At 43.7% G+C, this 14,880-nt stretch carries 18 protein-coding genes and 1 other annotated feature; of the genes, 1 reads left to right on the forward strand and 17 read right to left on the reverse strand.

The features are described 5' to 3' along the window. Nucleotides 1-117 precede the first annotated feature (117 nt). From rplL to FD04_RS00395, 16 genes are all read right to left on the reverse strand, one after another. Nucleotides 118-483 (reverse strand): 50S ribosomal protein L7/L12, encoded by a 366-nt coding sequence (gene rplL, locus FD04_RS00325; protein ID WP_054701966.1) that lies wholly within the window; start codon nucleotides 481-483, stop codon nucleotides 118-120. Nucleotides 484-529: 46 nt separating this feature from the next. Further along, a complete protein-coding gene (gene rplJ / locus FD04_RS00330; RefSeq protein ID WP_054701964.1) occupies nucleotides 530-1,033 on the reverse strand; it encodes a 50S ribosomal protein L10 in 504 nt (167 codons plus the stop codon). 21 nt (nucleotides 1,034-1,054) lie between these two features. Beyond that, nucleotides 1,055-1,181, reverse strand: a sequence feature (ribosomal protein L10 leader region). Between the two features lie 56 nt (nucleotides 1,182-1,237). Beyond that, complete coding sequence (gene rplA, locus FD04_RS00335) at nucleotides 1,238-1,930, reverse strand: 50S ribosomal protein L1 (RefSeq protein WP_056946226.1); 693 nt, start codon at nucleotides 1,928-1,930, stop codon at nucleotides 1,238-1,240. Nucleotides 1,931-2,026: 96 nt separating this feature from the next. Beyond that, a complete protein-coding gene (gene rplK, locus FD04_RS00340) occupies nucleotides 2,027-2,452 on the reverse strand; it encodes a 50S ribosomal protein L11 (RefSeq protein ID WP_056946227.1) in 426 nt (141 codons plus the stop codon). Nucleotides 2,453-2,583: 131 nt separating this feature from the next. After that, nucleotides 2,584-3,132: a transcription termination/antitermination protein NusG gene (gene nusG / locus FD04_RS00345; protein ID WP_056946229.1), complete on the reverse strand. Its 549-nt coding sequence runs from the start codon at nucleotides 3,130-3,132 to the stop codon at nucleotides 2,584-2,586. A 112-nt stretch (nucleotides 3,133-3,244) separates the two neighbouring features. Further along, nucleotides 3,245-3,421 carry a preprotein translocase subunit SecE gene (secE, locus tag FD04_RS00350; protein ID WP_056946230.1) on the reverse strand — a complete coding sequence of 59 codons (177 nt, stop codon included), beginning with the start codon at nucleotides 3,419-3,421 and terminating at the stop codon, nucleotides 3,245-3,247. Nucleotides 3,422-3,450: 29 nt separating this feature from the next. Then, nucleotides 3,451-3,600, reverse strand: a complete 150-nt coding sequence (rpmG, locus tag FD04_RS12275) for a 50S ribosomal protein L33 (protein ID WP_082603066.1) — start codon at nucleotides 3,598-3,600, stop codon at nucleotides 3,451-3,453. Nucleotides 3,601-3,673: 73 nt separating this feature from the next. Beyond that, nucleotides 3,674-4,258, reverse strand: coding sequence for a sigma-70 family RNA polymerase sigma factor (locus FD04_RS00355; protein WP_054701958.1), 585 nt, complete (start codon nucleotides 4,256-4,258; stop codon nucleotides 3,674-3,676). A gap of 195 nt (nucleotides 4,259-4,453) precedes the next feature. Then, complete coding sequence (locus FD04_RS00360) at nucleotides 4,454-4,996, reverse strand: NYN domain-containing protein (protein ID WP_056946231.1); 543 nt, start codon at nucleotides 4,994-4,996, stop codon at nucleotides 4,454-4,456. A 15-nt stretch (nucleotides 4,997-5,011) separates the two neighbouring features. Next, nucleotides 5,012-5,779: a 23S rRNA (guanosine(2251)-2'-O)-methyltransferase RlmB gene (gene rlmB / locus FD04_RS00365; protein WP_056946232.1), complete on the reverse strand. Its 768-nt coding sequence runs from the start codon at nucleotides 5,777-5,779 to the stop codon at nucleotides 5,012-5,014. Beyond that, entirely contained in the window at nucleotides 5,769-6,185 is a 417-nt protein-coding gene (locus FD04_RS00370) for a Mini-ribonuclease 3 (protein WP_054701955.1), read from the reverse strand. Before FD04_RS00370 ends, rlmB begins: the two co-directional genes overlap by 11 nt. Continuing rightward, on the reverse strand, nucleotides 6,182-7,603 hold the full coding sequence (gene cysS, locus FD04_RS00375; RefSeq protein WP_056946233.1) for a cysteine--tRNA ligase: 1,422 nt from the start codon (nucleotides 7,601-7,603) through the stop codon (nucleotides 6,182-6,184). Before cysS ends, FD04_RS00370 begins: the two co-directional genes overlap by 4 nt. A gap of 165 nt (nucleotides 7,604-7,768) precedes the next feature. Then, nucleotides 7,769-9,262, reverse strand: coding sequence for a glutamate--tRNA ligase (gene gltX / locus FD04_RS00380; RefSeq protein WP_056946234.1), 1,494 nt, complete (start codon nucleotides 9,260-9,262; stop codon nucleotides 7,769-7,771). Nucleotides 9,263-9,367: 105 nt separating this feature from the next. After that, the gene (locus FD04_RS00385; protein ID WP_082603067.1) at nucleotides 9,368-10,537 is read right to left on the reverse strand and encodes a PIN/TRAM domain-containing protein; all 1,170 of its coding nucleotides are present in this window, start codon (nucleotides 10,535-10,537) and stop codon (nucleotides 9,368-9,370) included. A 22-nt stretch (nucleotides 10,538-10,559) separates the two neighbouring features. Continuing rightward, nucleotides 10,560-11,933 (reverse strand): DNA repair protein RadA, encoded by a 1,374-nt coding sequence (gene radA, locus FD04_RS00390; protein WP_156660365.1) that lies wholly within the window; start codon nucleotides 11,931-11,933, stop codon nucleotides 10,560-10,562. Nucleotides 11,934-12,043: 110 nt separating this feature from the next. After that, entirely contained in the window at nucleotides 12,044-12,580 is a 537-nt protein-coding gene (locus FD04_RS00395; RefSeq protein WP_056946238.1) for a dCTP deaminase/dUTPase family protein, read from the reverse strand. Between the two features lie 157 nt (nucleotides 12,581-12,737). On the opposite strand from FD04_RS00395, the gene FD04_RS00400 reads away from it, so the two are divergent. Continuing rightward, a complete protein-coding gene (locus FD04_RS00400; protein WP_056946239.1) occupies nucleotides 12,738-14,087 on the forward strand; it encodes a C1 family peptidase in 1,350 nt (449 codons plus the stop codon). A 111-nt stretch (nucleotides 14,088-14,198) separates the two neighbouring features. On the opposite strand, the gene FD04_RS00405 is transcribed toward FD04_RS00400, so the two are convergent. Further along, a complete protein-coding gene (locus FD04_RS00405) occupies nucleotides 14,199-14,873 on the reverse strand; it encodes a 2,3-bisphosphoglycerate-dependent phosphoglycerate mutase (protein WP_056946240.1) in 675 nt (224 codons plus the stop codon). Nucleotides 14,874-14,880 lie beyond the last annotated feature (7 nt).

Consider the following 14,880-nt stretch of genomic DNA (forward strand, 5'->3'; position numbering starts at 1 on the left):
CTGGCCAAGTTACTCACGAAAACCTGCTATTACTCTCCAGATTAATAATGTCTTGTTATTTGAGCACAAAAAAAGACGCTCGATAAAATCGAACGTCTTTTGAGCGGATTCCTTAAATTACTTAAGGGTAACCACGCCACCAACTTCTTCAAGCTTAGCCTTAAGATCGTTGGCTTCGTCTTCTGAAACGCCTTCCTTGATAACTGAAGGTACGTTATCAACAAGACCCTTAGCGTCCTTCAAACCAAGACCAGTGATCTCACGGACAGCCTTGATAGCCTTAACCTTTTGGTCACCTGATTCAGTTAATTCAACATCGTATGAATCCTTAGCAGCACCGCCATCGGCACCAGCAGCAGCAACTGCAACTGGAGCAGCAGCTGAAACATCGAATTCTTCTTCGATTGCCTTAACAAGGTCGTTTAAATCTGAGATTGACGCTTCTTTTAATGAAGCGATGATAGCATCTTTATCAAAAGCCATTTTTGTTTCCTCCATTTATTGTGGGATTATTAGTAGTAGTTGTGGCTTAGGCAGCTTCGCCTTCACCTTTGTCAGCGACAGCCTTAACCGCACGCGCAATTTTACGCATAGGATCAGACAATGCACTAGCAAGCATTGACAACAAGTCTTCACGACTTGGCATCGTTGCGTATGCGTTGATTTCATCAAGCGTAGCAACTTTACCTTCAACCATACCACCCTTTAATTCAAGGGCATCGTGGCTATCAGCAAACTTCTTCAAGATCTTAGCAGGTGCAATTGCATCTTCATCAGAAAAGGCAACAGCAGTAGGGCCAGCAAATACGTCGTTTAAATCAGCGTAACCGGCTTTTTCTGCGGCACGGGTCAAAATCTTGTTCTTGATAACACTCATTGAAACGCCGGCTTCACGTAATTGCTTACGTAATTCCGTTACCTCAGCAACAGTTAAACCACGGTAATCAACGACAATGGCTGATTGAGCGGATTCAAAGCGCTTCGTTACTTCTTCAACTTGTTGTGCTTTAACAGCAACAGTTTGTTCACTCATTAGTTTCACCTCCTGAAATAATCTGGGAATAAAAAATCCCTATGTCGCCCTGACATAGAGAGAAATGTAAACTAACGGTCACATCTTCCTCGGCAGGCATAATTAAGGCTTTCACCACCTGAGTCTTGGGCAGAACAAATATCAACCTTTTAAGCATACCGAAAGGCTACTTAAAAGTCAATACGGGATTTTTATTTTACTTAATTAAAGGGATGCAACATCGACATTGACACTAGGGCCAAAGGTTGATGCGATTGATACGTGTTGTACGTAAGTCCCTTTAACGGCTGCTGGACGGGCTGAAACAACCACGTTAGCAATCGTCTTTAAGTTTTCAACTAACTTGTCTGCATCGAATGATACTTTGCCGACAGGAACAGCTACGTTACCGTCACGGTCAGTCCGGTAAGTCACCTTACCAGCCTTAGAATCGTTAACGGCCTTTGCAACGTCCATAGTAACAGTACCAGTCTTAGGGTTAGGCATTAAGCCCTTAGGACCAAGAACCCGACCTAAACGACCAACTTGGGCCATCATATCTGGTGTCGCAATTGCAACATCAAAGTCCAACCAGCCGTCTTGGATCTTAGCAACTAAGTCGTCTTCACCAACAAAGTCAGCGCCGGCTTCTTGAGCTTCCTTAGCCTTATCACCCTTAGCAAATACAACAACAGTCTGATCTTTACCAGTACCGTTAGGCAGTACGACTGCCCCACGGAGTTGTTGGTCAGCTTGCTTTGTATCAACGTTAAGCTTGAATGCAATTTCAATTGTTGCATCGAACTTAGCGAAATCAATCTTCTTAACTAAATCAACCGCTTCATCAAGGGCGTAGAATTTTTCTTGTTCTACTTGCTTGACAGCGTCTTGATACTTTTTACCTCTTTTATGAGCCATCTTGTGTTTTCCTCCTTGCAAATGTGGTTATAACGGCTTGGCCTCCCACTTGATACATTTGCTTTTACAAAGTATCCGTAGTGTTAGTAGCTGGGATTAACCTTCTACAGTGAAGCCCATGCTACGAGCAGTACCTTCAACCATGCGCATAGCTGCTTCTACGTCAGCGGCGTTTAGGTCTTGCATTTTGGTTTCGGCAATTTCCTTAACCTGAGCCTTGGTTACCGTAGCAACCTTCTTAGTGTTAGGTTCGCCTGAACCGTGTTCAACACCGGCAGCCTTCTTCAAAAGAACGGCAGCTGGTGGTGTCTTGGTAATGAAGTCGAATGAACGATCTTCATAAACCGTGATCACAACTGGAATGATCATTCCAGCTTGGTCAGCAGTACGAGCGTTGAAATCCTTCGTAAAGCCCATGATATTAATTCCGGCTTGGCCCAATGCTGGTCCAACTGGAGGGGCTGGTGTTGCTTTACCCGCAGGAATTTGTAATTTAACAATGTTAGCTACTTTTTTAGCCACGAGACATAACCTCCTTGAGTCCGTGTTGTGGTAAATGGAGAGCAGATTTCTCCTCCCACACGTGTATGAAAAACATACTCATATAAGTTACCACAATTCAATCAAAATGCCAAGTGAATCAGGCAATTTAATTACATAATTGGGTCAACTTGATCAAAGTTCAATTCGGCGCTGGTTTCACGACCAAACATGTCAATATTAACCTTTAACTTCGCTTTTTCATGGTCAACTTCGGTAATCTTACCTTCCAATCCTGAAAAGGCCCCATCAACGATCTTAACGGTATCGTCAATGTCAACATCCAGGTCTTCGTGGCGGCTGCTCATACCAAGTCGCTTCAAAATCAGCTCAACTTCTTCTGGTAACAGTGGCGTAGGCTTAGAACCTTGACCGTGAGAGCCGATAAACCCAGTAACACCTGGTGTGTTACGGACGATGTACCAGGCTTGATCAGTCATGACCATTTCAACTAAAACGTAACCAGGAAAAGTCTTGTCCATCTTGATCTTTTCCTTACCGTTTTTTACCTCACGCTCTTCTTCTTCAGGAACGACCACTCGATAAATGAAATCTTGCATTCCCATTGATTGGGCACGCGACTCCAAGTTCATCTTAACTTTATTTTCGTAGCCAGAGTAAGTATGCAGTACATACCATTGCTTTTCAGCTGATTCAACCATGTTGTTCCATCCTTTCCAAAATGGGTTGACAATGTTTCATTCCAAATAAAAAAACTCCGACAGCGCGAAGTTTCACCAATCACATTATAGCATAAATATCTGTCTCGTGACGTTAGACAAACAATTTTAAACCAGCTTGTACTAAATAATCGACGATGCCAAGGAAAATGGCCATGGAAATGGCAACTGAGATAACACTCCCCGTATCCTTACGCGTTTGCTTGGCGTTTGGCCAAGAAACTTGCTTCATCTCATCTTTAACGCCCACTAAAAATCTGAAAAAACGCATGAGTTCCTCCTTACGTTCGACAACATTGCCTACCGAGTCTCTCGGTGTAGGGTATGTTTTCCGCAATACTTACAATACTTATTGACTTCAAGTCTTACTTTTCGATTAGGACTAGCTGGAATCGTATAGTTCCGCGATCCACAGACAGAACATGCTAACGCAACTTTTCTTTGAGCCACGTTTAACACCTCCTTATAGCAAACTTGATTCTATCATTGACGCCCCGGATTGTCAAAGTAACAACTAAGTAAGTCAGTCTCCCAACTCTTGGCGAACCTTACGTTTAATTCGTTCAGTAGCGTTGTGCATTTGCGTGGTCGTTAACGACAACCGTTGTTTAATTTGGGTATCCGTCATGCCAGAAATAATCGCCATCACAACGGCGCGTTCTAGTTTGGACAAATCATGTTTGATTAATTCAATCAGCTGTTGGCGAATGGCAACCAGTTGATCAATCGAGCTACTCACATCATTGGTCAAAAAATCAGCAAAATAAGTTGGTTGGGCATCAATCGATGTATCTGGATAAAGACCGCGTCGCTTCTTTGCGTTTTGCCGTCTTGTATAATCATGTCGCCGATTGATCAAAGCAATTTTGTAGTAACTGCCAAACGCGCGCGTTCGAGCGGTATCAAATTTTCGAACAACACTCCACAAAATAATCATGGCTTCGTGCACCCATTCCGTCAATTCATATTGTTGATTCGAAAATCGAGCATGAACACTCAAAATCAGCGGCTTATACCGGTCCGACAGAACCTGCAAAGCTACTTCATCCCCATTGCGTGCCAATTCCACTAAAGTCCAATCGTTTGATTCGTTCACATCAATTTGCATACTGACTCCTCCACTTAATTGATACCGTTACTATACCAACCACAACTCAAGGTGCGTACCAAACGAAACCCAACTTTAAAGCGATAAAAAACAACCAATTGCCCTAAATTGGCAATTGGTTGCGATATGATGATAATTTTTGAACTAGACCAATGTCGATTATTGGTTGATATTGTCAAGATACTTAAAAACTTCTTAATGTTTATCTGTTGATTGTTCATCGCCCAAGGTATCCCTTAAGTTGGCCAATTTTGATAATTGACCGTCACTCCAAGGTGAATGTCGCACCTGACCCAGATCCGCAATCTTGACGGCCTGAGTTTGAACTTCCTTTTTTGTTCGGACAAGGTCTGTCAGTAATTCAGCGGCCGGCACGCGCAATGCACCAGCTGAAAAAACCGTCCATTGTTCTGCCTGATCACTGGTTGCGACCTTGACCTGTGTAAAACGAGACTGTTTTTCCTTAGTCAATGCTTCAATATACTCATCCGCCGTTTGATCCTGCCCGGTCCAAACAACTTCGAGACCATAATGGTCGTACTTTTTGGACATACCTGGCACAAACATCGCATCAAAAACCACGATAATCTCAATTCTCAAGTATTTACGGTACTCAGATAAAATACTGAGTAATTGATCTCGTGCCTCTTCCAGACGACCGGTCAGTTTCAGGTGATTCAGATCTGGCCAATTGCCAATCATATTGTAAGCATCAACAATCAATATCTCTTTTTTCATTATCGACTCACCACCTTAATCAAGGGGATGTCTAGATTGAAAGGCCTGATACATCAGTAGGCTGGCAGCCACACTGGCATTTAAACTTTGAACGTGACCTACCATTGGGATGGTCAACATCTCATCCACCGCTTTTTTAAGCAGTGGTGAAATGCCCTTACCTTCATTACCAATAATAATGCCAACTGGCCCGCGAGCGTCAAAACGCCGGTAGTCCGTGCCGTTCATGTCAGTACCAAATACCCATAGGCCACGATCTTTTAGCTCCTTGACCGTGTTCACAAGGTTCGTCACGCGGGCAACTGGCACGTGTTCAATCGCACCAGTGGATGTTTTAGCGACGACCGCCGTTAAACCAACTGAACGACGCTTAGGAATAATGATGCCATGGGCACCAACTGCATCGGCTGTCCGCATAATTGAGCCAAGATTATGGGGATCATTAATATTATCCAGAATCAAGAAGAACGGTGGTTCACCGGCGTTGTCCGCCGCAGCAAACAGGTCATCGATACTTGCATAGTCATAAGCAGAAACAGCCAACACGACCCCTTGATGATTTTCTCGGGGCACCAACCGCTCCAATTTAGACTTTGGAACCATCTGAATCACAAGTGACCGTTTTTTAGCTAACTTAATGATTTCACCAATCAACTCATGCTTTAAACCGTCTTGGATAAAAACCTTGTTAATTTCTTGATCACTTTTTAAAGCCGCGATGGCTGGATGACGACCAAAGATAAATTCGGAGGGTTCCTGTGGTGCCGTTGGTTTATTTTTCATTTGCTAATCTCCCTGCTTCAACCTGTTCAATGCACCATTGTGCTAACTCTGCCAAACGATTAGTCTGATTGCTCAACGTCAGATAACCAAAAAGTGCTTCAAAACCCGTTGAGATCCGGTACGTCATGACACTTGTGTTCTTAGCATGGGTATAACTTTTGGCGTTGCGGCCACGTCGGAAATAGTTTTGTTCCTCTTCAGATAAAATCGCATCCGTGTTCATCAAATCAATCAAGGCAGCTTGCGCCTTGGCTGAAACGTACATGGTTGCTTTATGGTGTAACTTGGTGGGCTTGGTCAAGCCCTGTTCAATTAAGTGTCGGCGAACGAACACTTCATAAGCGGCATCACCCATGTAAGCTAACGCAATGCCGTTTAGTTGTTGATAATCTTGTTCTTCGGTCATAGTGTTCCTTTCTCGTCTCGATGCCACCGGGTCCCTTGTGGCGTATCCTCTAAAATAATCCCTTGTGCTTTCAGTTGTTCTCTGATTTCATCGCTACGCTCAAAATTACGATCTTGTCGTGCCTTTAATCGCTCATCAATCAAAGCTTGAATGCCCTCATCGTTCAACGATTCTTCTTTGAAGACGATGCCAAACACGTTCACTAACTCAGTTAACGTTTTTAGGATGAAGGCAACGCTTGTCTTAAACACCACTGGTCGTTCAGCATAAACGTTGGCCAACTTGGCCAATTCATACACTTGAGCAATACCGTTTTGGACGTTAAAATCGTCATCCATTGAGTCTACAAAGTCAGCTTCAATCTGACGAATTTCCTGTTCGATCTTTGGATCCGAACCTGCTTCAGCGTCTTTAAGTCGGTAGGTCAGATTATTATAAGCTGTTTGGAGGTGCTTAAGATTGTTTTGCGCATCCGTTAAATTATCCTGAGTGTATTGAATTGGGCGTCGGTATTGCGTCGTTGACATGAAGAACCGTAGCACTTGTGGATCCACCGTCTTCAAAATATCATGAACCGTCACAAAATTTCCCAGTGACTTACTCATCTTCTCGTTATCATCACCAACGGTCACAAAACCATTATGGAGCCAGTAATTCGCAAACGTCTGACCAGTTTTGGCCTCACTCTGGGCAATTTCATTTTCATGGTGTGGAAATGTTAAATCTTGGCCACCACCATGAATATCAAACGTATCACCCAGATACTTAGTCGACATAACTGAACATTCAATGTGCCAACCTGGTCGACCCTCGCCCCAAGGTGATGGCCAAGAAATCTCATCGGCCTTGGCACCTTTCCAGAGTGCAAAGTCCACGGGGTCTTCCTTACGGTTTACTTCTTCGGCATCAACGTGCTGGCTGGCACCGACCTCTAAATCATCAATGTTTTGATGGGATAGTTTACCATAACCTTCAAATTTACGAGCTCGGTAATAAACGTCCCCCTCAGCTTCATAGGCGTATCCTTTAGCGACTAAGTCTTGAATAAAGGCAATAATTTCTTTGATATTTTCAGTTGCCCTTGGGTGCTTGGTTGCAGGTTCAATATTCAACGCAGTCGTATCGGTCATAAAAGCATCGATAAACCGATCAGCGATAGCCGGTACGGTTGTATTGGCTTCTTTAGCGGCCTTGATCATCTTGTCATCAACGTCCGTAAAGTTCGAGACGTAGTTAACATGATACCCCTTATATTCAAAATAACGGCGGATCGTATCGAAAGCAATCGCACTGCGGGCGTTACCAATATGAATATAATTATAAACAGTTGGGCCACAGACGTACATGTTCACAATACCAGATGTGATGGGTGTAAACACTTCTTTTTGTCGTGTGAGTGTATTAAAAACTTTTAGCATTTGCGAACCCCTCTCTAATTAATCGTAAGTTCATTTTAGCATATTTAGCCGGCGTCCTTACACGGTTTCAATACTTCGTTTAGATTATTTAACCCGTCTACTTAAACAAAAAGGGCTTACTCGCACTGGCTAGCACCAAGTTGCGAACAAGTCCCTTGTTTGGATCTAGTTTTGATTAAGCTGTGCTAAGGTTTGAGAAATGTGTTCCAAAGCCTTTTCACGACCGATCAATTCAATTGATTCAGGTAATTCTGGCCCGTGCATCTCATGGGTAACCGCAATTCGAATTGGCATCCAAAGCTTACGGCCTTTGATCCCCGTGTCCTTTTGGATGGCCTTGATGGTCGCCAAAATCTTCACAGTATCAAAGATTTGAAGCTTCTCAATTCGGTCTGCAAATTCCTTTAAAACCACCGGTGCAGTTTCATTGGAGATTTCTTCCAGCGCTTCACCTGAAATTTCAGCTGGTTCGTGGAAGAAGACATCTGCCATGTCGTTAATTTGAGCCATGTAACTCATTTGTTGCTTGTAAACATTGATTAATTTACGTGCCCATTCAACCGTCTTAGCGTCTGGATTAGCAGGTAAATTACCAGCTTCAACCAACTGTTGTAACGCAAGGTCCATCACAACATCTTCGTCTGAAGACTTTACGTATTGGTTATTAATCCATTCCAATTTTTTCTTATCAAACGTAGCGGGTGACTTACTTAACCGCTTTTCGTCATACATCTTAACAAATTCCTTCAAAGAGAAGATCTCATCTTCGCCAACTGGTGACCAGCCAAGCAAGATAATGAAGTTAAGCAATGCATCAGGTAAGTAACCCAATTTACGGTATTGTTCAATAAATTGAAGCACTGTTTCGTCACGCTTCGATAACTTCTTACCGGTATCCTTGCTGATAATCAGACTCATGTGGCCGAACTTAGGTGCGTCCCAGCCAAATGCTTCATAAATCATCAGCTGCTTTGGTGTGTTAGCAACGTGGTCGTCACCACGGAAAACGTGGCTGATTTTCATCAAATGATCATCGAGCACAACGGCGAAGTTATACGTTGGAATACCGTCTGCCTTGACGATCACAAAGTCGCCGCCAATGGTATCTGAGTCAAAGGAAACCTTGCCTTTGACCATGTCATCCCAAGCATAAGTGGTGTGTTCTGGCACGTGGAAACGAATAACTGGCTTTAAGCCGTTTGCTTCAGCTTCAGCCATCTTAGCTTCGCGTTGTTCGGCCGTCATACCTGCATACTCGTATTCGTAGTGTGGCATCTCGTGACGCGCGCGTTGTGCTTCACGATCCGCTTCAAGTTCATCTTCAGTCTTGTAAGACTTGTAGGCTTTACCTTCATCTAATAATTGTTGGATGTATGGTTTGTACAATTCAGACCGTTCTGATTGACGATATGGTCCCACGTCACCAGGTTTATCTGGCCCTTCGTCCCAATCTAAACCAAGCCAACGGAGGTTATCAAGTTGACTCTTTTCACCATCCGCCACGTTTCGTTTGGTATCGGTATCCTCGATTCGAATAATAAACTTGCCTTTGTAGTGACGCGCAAACAAGTAGTTAAATAGTGCTGTCCGTGCGTTACCGATATGCAGATGCCCAGTAGGACTTGGTGCATAACGAACGCGAATTGAATCATTTGCCAATATTTTTTCCGCCTCTTTCAAAATATTTCGACTGACAGTCATCATTATCGGCCGTCAAAATCGACATCATGTCTAAGTGTACAATGGAACTTTCAAAAAGAAAAGTTAGTTCGACCGCTTCTTCGGTTTTTGTTTGTGATTAGGTTGCTTATTGTCGTTATTTTCTTCCGTGATTTCATGTTGAGAATGGGCGGGTTTTGCAAAAATCATACGCCCAGCATCCGTTTGGATTGCAGAAGTCACAATCACATCGAGATGCTCGTTGAGATAGAAACGCCCGTCTTCCACCACCACCATGGTGCCATCATCAAGGTAAGCCACCCCTTGTTGACGCTCAGTCCCATTTTTCACGACCATCACGTCCAGATGTTCACCCGGAATGACCCGTGGTTTAAGTGCATTGGCAAGTGCGTTGATGTTTAAAACTTGCACCTTCTGGAACTCAATCACCTTGTTGAGGTTATAATCGTTCGTCACGATCACGCCATTAACTTCCTTAGCCAACCGAATCAACTTATTATCAACTTCGGAAAGATCCTCATAGTCGCCTTCATACATCTCGACTGGCACAATATTTTCTTCACGCAGTTTGTTTAAAATGTCTAAGCCACGACGACCACGAACCCGTTTAATACTATCACTAGAGTCAGCGATGTATTGCAGTTCATACAGCACAAAGTTAGGGACTAACAGCGTCCCTTCAATGAACCCCGTTTTGACTAAGTCATAAATTCTGCCATCAATCAAAATGTTAGTGTCCAAAATCTTGTAATGATGGTAATTCTCGTCAATTGGTCGGTCAATAATACTACCAGTGTCATCTTCGTTTTTCTTACTCCGAAACGCAAACAGCTTCCGCCATTCTTCTCGTTTCGTCGTCCCTAAACGAAAACCAAGCCAGCCAAAGAGAATCATCAAAATGATTGGCACAACACCGCTGAAGAACGGTGAATCAATTCGGTAAAGTGGCGTTGAAATCAGAATCGCAAAAATCAGCCCCACGATGGTCGAAACACTGCCAAATAATAGGTAAGCCGGACTCTTTGACGTGAGCGTTTTTTCAAACTGATTGATCAGGCGTTCGATGGAACCTGAAAAAATAAGGGATAATAGCCAAAACACGAGCGCACCAATAATGGCGTTTGAAATTTGATTGTTATACCAGGTCTGAGTCGTGTAACCCGCCGCCTGCCAAATAACTGGCAGATAGACTGCACCAATCCCTAACCCGATAAACGCAAAGATACTCCGAATAATTAATCGTTTTTTGTTCAATCGCTTCACCTCCATAAAATTTTTAAGCCAAGATTTGTTTCAATGCCTGACCAATTGTTGCAACCCCAATCACTTCGATGCCAGTTGGTGGTGTCCAATCTTTTAGGTTATTCTTTGGGATATAAATCCGCTTAAAACCTAACTTATGGGCTTCACTAACCCGGTCTTCGATTCGATTCACGCGTCGAACTTCACCCGTCAAACCAATTTCGCCAACGTAACACTCACTTGGATCAGTGCCCGTATCACGATAAGAGCTGGCAATACTAATAGCAAGGGCTAAATCAATCGCTGGTTCATCGAGTTTCACGCCACCAGCTGCTTTAAGGTATGCATCTTGATTTTGGAGCAATAAATTAGCCCGTTTTTCCAATACCGCCATGATCAATGACACTCGATTACGGTCAACCCCTGATGCCGTGCGTTGTGCGTTACCAAAAACTGATGGTGTCAACAACGCTTGAATCTCAACCAAAATTGGCCGGGTCCCCTCCATGGAAACCACAATTGCAGAGCCAGTGGCATCCTTCAAACGTTCTTCAAGAAAAATTTCTGAAGGGTTGGTGACCTCTTTTAGCCCATTTTCTTGCATTTCAAAAATACCTAACTCATTGGTCGATCCAAACCGGTTTTTAACCGCTCGTAAAATTCGATAGGTGTGGTGTAAATCGCCCTCAAAATACAGGACTGTGTCCACCATATGTTCAAGAATCTTGGGACCCGCAATGGCACCGCCCTTCGTCACATGGCCCACCACAAAGATTGTGATACCCTGTGACTTGGCAATTCGCATCAATTCGGCCGTCACCTGTCGAATTTGAGAAACTGACCCAATTGCAGAAGTGATGTCTGGTTCAGACATTGTCTGAACCGAGTCAATCACCACATAATCGGGTTTCATCGAGTCAATGTTAGCTCGAATTCGACCCATGTCCGTTTCGGGATAAATAAATAAATGTTCGCTGGAAACTGATAATCGATTGGCCCGCATCTTAATCTGGTTAGCACTTTCTTCCCCAGAAACGTACAGAACGGTACCGCCAGTCTGACTCAACTGACCGGAAACTTGTAAGAGTAAGGTAGATTTCCCAATTCCAGGATCACCACCAATTAAGACTAAGGAACCAGGCACCACACCACCACCAAGCACTCGGTTCAACTCAGCCAATTCAGTTTTGACACGTGGTTCACGTTTAGTTGACACTGCATCTAACCGTTCGGGTTTCGAGACCGCACCGCTCACCAAAGTCGATGATGCCTTTGACGCTGGGGTCGTTGGTGCAATGACTTCTTCTTGTAACGTATTCCACTCACCGCAATTTGGACAACGTCCCAAAAAACGCGGCGTTTGATACCCACAGTTCTGACAAACAAACTGAGTTTTTGCTTTTGCCAATACCATTCCATCCTTCCTGGTTAAAGTTTGACTTTTCCTAACCAATTCCATTTTAGCATAGTCTTAGGCCTTTGCCGTCATTGAAAAATCAGTTTTAGCGCTTCTTAAGGTCATTTACCCGATGAACCAAAACCGCCCTGTCGATCCTGTTGTGGTTTCAACTCATCATCAGCTGCTAAATAGTGCATGAAGATGCCTTGTCCAATGCGCTCACCTTTTTTGATCTGAACATCAAAAAGGCTGAAATTCAGGACTTGCATGAAAATTTCGCCCTCGTTTTTATCATTATTATAGTAATCAGCGTCAATCACACCAATTCCGTTTGGAATCACTAGGCCACGCTTTAACGGGTTGCTGGAACGGTTAGCCAAAATCAATACCTCGTCCGCGCCCATGTAAGCTTTGATCCCCGTGGGAATTAAATAGGGTTTTAAGATGCGTTTTGCTTTTTCAACCGTTTCAGGTGTTGCTGTCTGTTGGTGTTTGATTGCCCAAAGTACTTTTAAGAAATCGAGTTTCCAAATGCTAGGGACGGTAAAATCCACTGCGCTTTCAAAGTCATATCCGGCAGCCTGTTTGGTTGCACGATACGGAACGTGTAATGCTTGATTTGCGTAGCTAGAAACAACTTCAAATCCTCTTGCCATGTTATTTTCCCCTCTCGTAAATTGTGCTTGTCTTATCTTACACTATCTCTACTACTGAAAACAGCCTTCTCTGTGTAATCAGTCTACCCAAATCTTTCATTTCGACAGCAGAATGCGGTACAATGGACTTTATTAAAATACAAGGAGAGTGACTCATTTGTCTAATACCAATGATGCTGCCATTAGCAGCGAACAAATTGATCGTTACCAAACGTTATTTAACGCTCGTAAGGATGCTAAAGTGGTTGAACGGGCTGTCAGCCACCAAGGTATCTTAGCCACCAGTGCTGATTTTAAAGCAGATACCGACATGACACCGGTCTTTTCAATCGACCTTGATACTGGCAAGGTAGCTAACCAAAAACAAAGCGGTCGTTGTTGGATGTTTGCCGCATTAAACACCATGCGTCACCACTTGGCAGATTTATTTAAGCTAACTGATTTCGAACTTTCTCAAAATTACACTTTCTTTTGGGATAAGTTTGAAAAATCAAATTACTTCTACCAAAACGTGCTTAACACTGCTGATCAACCCTTAGACAGTCGTAAAGTGGCCTTCTTAATGACCACCCCACAACAAGACGGCGGTCAGTGGGACATGTTATGCGCCATTATCGAAAAGTACGGGATCGTCCCTAAGTCGGTGATGCCAGAAACTTACAGCAGTTCCAAATCAAGCGAACTTAACAGCACCCTTAATAAAAAGCTACGCAAAGACGCTGTAACTTTACGCCAATTAGTTGCAACTGGTGCGACTTCAGATGAAATTGCGTCAGCTCGCGATAAAATGCTGGGCGAAGTCTATCGGCTGCTCTGCTACACCTTAGGCGAACCTGCCCAGACTTTTGATTTTGAGTATCGTGACGATGATCATCAATACCACATTGATCGTAATTTAACCCCCAAAACTTTTTACGACAAGTATGTTGGGTGGAACCTTGATGATTACGTTTCAATTATCAACGCTCCAACTGATGATAAGCCTTACAACAAAACATACACAATTGAGATGCTGGGTAACGTCTTGGGCGGTCGCGAAGTAAAACACTTGAACGTCACGATGGCTGACTTCAAGCAACTGGCGATCAAACAACTTCAAGATGGCCAAAGTGTTTGGTTTGGTTGTGATGTTGGTCAAAGTTCTGATCGTCAAAAGGGCATCATGTCATTAGACGCCTACGATAAGAACGCCCTACTCGACATGGATTTAAGTATGACTAAGGCCCAACGACTGGATTACGCAGAAAGCCTGATGACTCACGCGATGGTGATTACCGGCGTTGATCTAGTTGACGGCAAACCAACTAAGTGGAAGGTTGAAAACAGCTGGGGTGAAAAAGTCGGCACCAAGGGCTACTTCGTTATGAGCGATCGCTGGATGGACGAATATTGTTACCAAGTGGTTGTGAACAAGAAGTACTTATCAGATGCACAACGTCAAGCACAAGCTGAAGCACCAACCACGTTATTACCATGGGATCCAATGGGCGCCCTTGCTTCAAATTAAAACCTCGATTTAATCAAGTGACACCTATGAGCTTTACGTTAAAGTTCATAGAAAATACTAAAGCATCACGGTCTCCAAACTCGGAAACTGCGATGCTTTTTTAGTTGAAGCTTATTGATTTAAAACTTGTTTATCAACCACGTGCAATTTGGTATCAAACTGATAGACGATTGGTTCGCCATTGGGTACTTCAAGCTGGTCGATTGCAACATCATCAATTCGCTCAATATATTTAATTAATGCGCGTAAGGTACTGCCATGCGCAACCACCAGTTGGTTATGCCCCGATAACAGGCGTGGCGCAATCTGGTCTTGCCAATACGGCATTAACCGGTCATACGCCATCTGAAGACTTTCGCCAACGGGTTCGGTGACGCCCAGTGCTGCGTACCTTGCATCATAATCAGGCACCGTTAGCAGTGGTGGCACGACCTTGTAACTTCGACGCCAGCGCTTAAACTGCTGCTCACCCACTTCGGCTTTGACCGCAGCTTTTTTCTTGCCACGTAACGCACCATAGTGCCGCTCGTTTAACCGCCATGATTTCGTTTCCGGAATATATAACTGATTAATCTCATCAAGCACAATATGAGCCGTCGCAATTGCACGCTTCAACATTGACGTGTGACAGTGTTCAAATTGCAGACCAGTTGAAGCAATCAGCCGACCAGCTTCGTGCGCTTGGGCAATCCCCTTTTCGGTCAATGACACATCACTCCAACCAGTAAAAATACCATCACGATTGGCTTGACTCTCACCATGACGCAAAATGACTAATTCAACCACTGTTCAA

The sequence above is a fragment of the Secundilactobacillus odoratitofui DSM 19909 = JCM 15043 genome, from assembly GCF_001434895.1.
In the GTDB taxonomy this organism is placed as follows: domain Bacteria; phylum Bacillota; class Bacilli; order Lactobacillales; family Lactobacillaceae; genus Secundilactobacillus; species Secundilactobacillus odoratitofui.

What these genes read in the sequence shown, in the direction of transcription:
- rplL (WP_054701966.1), bottom strand. Translation starts at nt 483, where the DNA reads ATGGCTTTTGATAAAGATGCTATCATCGCTTCATTAAAAGAAGCGTCA.
- rplJ (WP_054701964.1), bottom strand. Translation starts at nt 1,033, where the DNA reads ATGAGTGAACAAACTGTTGCTGTTAAAGCACAACAAGTTGAAGAAGTA.
- rplA (WP_056946226.1), bottom strand. Translation starts at nt 1,930, where the DNA reads ATGGCTCATAAAAGAGGTAAAAAGTATCAAGACGCTGTCAAGCAAGTA.
- nusG (WP_056946229.1), bottom strand. Translation starts at nt 3,132, where the DNA reads ATGGTTGAATCAGCTGAAAAGCAATGGTATGTACTGCATACTTACTCT.
- secE (WP_056946230.1), bottom strand. Translation starts at nt 3,421, where the DNA reads ATGCGTTTTTTCAGATTTTTAGTGGGCGTTAAAGATGAGATGAAGCAA.
- FD04_RS00355 (WP_054701958.1), bottom strand. Translation starts at nt 4,258, where the DNA reads ATGCAAATTGATGTGAACGAATCAAACGATTGGACTTTAGTGGAATTG.
- FD04_RS00360 (WP_056946231.1), bottom strand. Translation starts at nt 4,996, where the DNA reads ATGAAAAAAGAGATATTGATTGTTGATGCTTACAATATGATTGGCAAT.
- rlmB (WP_056946232.1), bottom strand. Translation starts at nt 5,779, where the DNA reads ATGAAAAATAAACCAACGGCACCACAGGAACCCTCCGAATTTATCTTT.
- FD04_RS00370 (WP_054701955.1), bottom strand. Translation starts at nt 6,185, where the DNA reads ATGACCGAAGAACAAGATTATCAACAACTAAACGGCATTGCGTTAGCT.
- cysS (WP_056946233.1), bottom strand. Translation starts at nt 7,603, where the DNA reads ATGCTAAAAGTTTTTAATACACTCACACGACAAAAAGAAGTGTTTACA.
- FD04_RS00395 (WP_056946238.1), bottom strand. Translation starts at nt 12,580, where the DNA reads ATGGCAAGAGGATTTGAAGTTGTTTCTAGCTACGCAAATCAAGCATTA.